Origin of the sequence: Clostridium sp. CAG:43, from assembly GCF_000434655.1 — a bacterium.
GTDB classification, from domain to species: Bacteria; Bacillota; Clostridia; order Lachnospirales; family Lachnospiraceae; genus Otoolea; species Otoolea fessa.
The window spans coordinates 83,989-85,642 of record NZ_FR895117.1; the positions used below are offsets into that span (position 1 = coordinate 83,989).

Below are 1,654 nucleotides of genomic sequence, written 5' to 3' on the forward strand. Positions count from 1 at the left end.
CAGCGCGAAATCGAAGCGCTGGGCGTTTCCTGCCTTGCGTGGATGGGCGATGCGGGCGATTTTGAGAGCTGTTCCCGCCTGTTTGACGCGATCCGGGAGCGCTTCGGTTCCCTGGATGTCCTCGTCAACAATGCAGGGATTTCCTACATCGGTCTGTTCCAGGATATGACGCCGGACGAGTGGAACCACATTCTCAATACCAACCTGACCTCCGTCTTCAACTGCTGCCGCCTCGCCGTTCCGATGATGGTGTCACGCAAATCGGGACGCATTCTCAATATTTCCTCCGTCTGGGGCGTCTGCGGCGCTTCCTGCGAAGTCGCCTATTCTGCCACCAAAGGCGGCATCAACGCCATGACGCGCGCCCTCGCGAAGGAACTTGCGCCGAGCAGCATCCAGGTCAACGCGATCGCCTGCGGCGCTATTGACACCGAAATGAACCAGTTTCTCGATGAAGAAGAACGGAATGCCCTGCTGGAAGAAATTCCAGCCGGACGTATGGGGCGTGCCGAGGAAGTCGGAAAACTGGCATACCAGCTGGGGAGCGAGGACTCCTATTTAACGGGACAGATAATTCAACTGGACGGCGGCTGGATCTAAAACCTGAAATAAATAAACGGATTATACGTGCTGCTGACGAGATACATGGTACACAAAAACAGCAGCACAGCCATAATCACAATATCCACTGTCTTTGTCACTTCTTTCTCATACAAATGCTCCCGCAGCTTCGGGCATATACTCTGCACGATGCCCGAAAACAGCACGCCCAGCACCGCAAGAAAAATCACCTTCCGATTCACGAACAGCGACGCCGGATAGATGCCGTTCTCCCAGGTAAACATCTGATGCAGGATCACTTTCGCATCCGCCAGCGTATCGGCGCGGAAGAACACCCAGCCAACCACTACAACCAACGCCGTATAGATGTGATTCAGTCCCCGGAAGCAGTTCTTCTCCAATAGCTTCCCAAGTCCCATGCGTTCCACCACCAGAAACAGCCCATGGTACAATCCCCAGATGATAAAGGTTGCCCCAGCGCCATGCCAGAGCCCGGTCGCAAAAAAGACAATCAGCAGATTAATATACGTCCGCACCTGCCCTTTCCGGTTGCCGCCCAGCGGGATATAAAGATATTCCCTGAACCAGGTCGAGAGTGAAATATGCCAGCGTCTCCAGAACTCGCGGATCGAGGTAGAGATATACGGATAATTGAAGTTCTCCATAAAATCAAATCCAAACATTTTTCCCAATCCGATCGCCATATCCGAATATCCCGAAAAATCGAAATAAATCTGAAGTGTGTACAAAACCGCCAGCATCCACGCATTGACCGTTCCCAGCTGTGCCAGCGGTTTCTCCATCATCCAGTCCACCGTCGCCGCAAAGGTATTAGCAAACAACATTTTTTTCGCCAGTCCGTAGGAAAAGCGCTTGATTCCATACGCCATCCCCTCCGCCGTACACTGCCGGTTCCCAATCTGTTCGCAGACATCGTGATACTTGACGATCGGTCCCGCGATGAGCTGCGGAAAGAAGGAAATATAGAGCGCCAGATGAAAGATATTTTTCTGCGCCTGAATCGTCCCCCGGTACACATCCACCACGTAGGAAAGCGCCTGAAACGTGTAGAAGGATATTCCGACCGGAAGAG

The 1,654-nt window shown here is 52.8% G+C and carries 2 protein-coding genes; one reads left to right on the top strand and one right to left on the bottom strand.

Translation table 11 applies throughout. From position 1 onward, the window contains the following. The coding region (locus QVO97_RS12425; protein WP_288189769.1) for an SDR family oxidoreductase at positions 1 to 600 on the top strand (600 nt) is incomplete at its 5' end. On the opposite strand, the gene QVO97_RS12430 is transcribed toward QVO97_RS12425, so the two are convergent. Next, the coding region (locus QVO97_RS12430; protein WP_288189770.1) for an MBOAT family O-acyltransferase at positions 597 to 1,654 on the bottom strand (1,058 nt) is incomplete at its 5' end. The genes QVO97_RS12425 and QVO97_RS12430 overlap by 4 nt on opposite strands.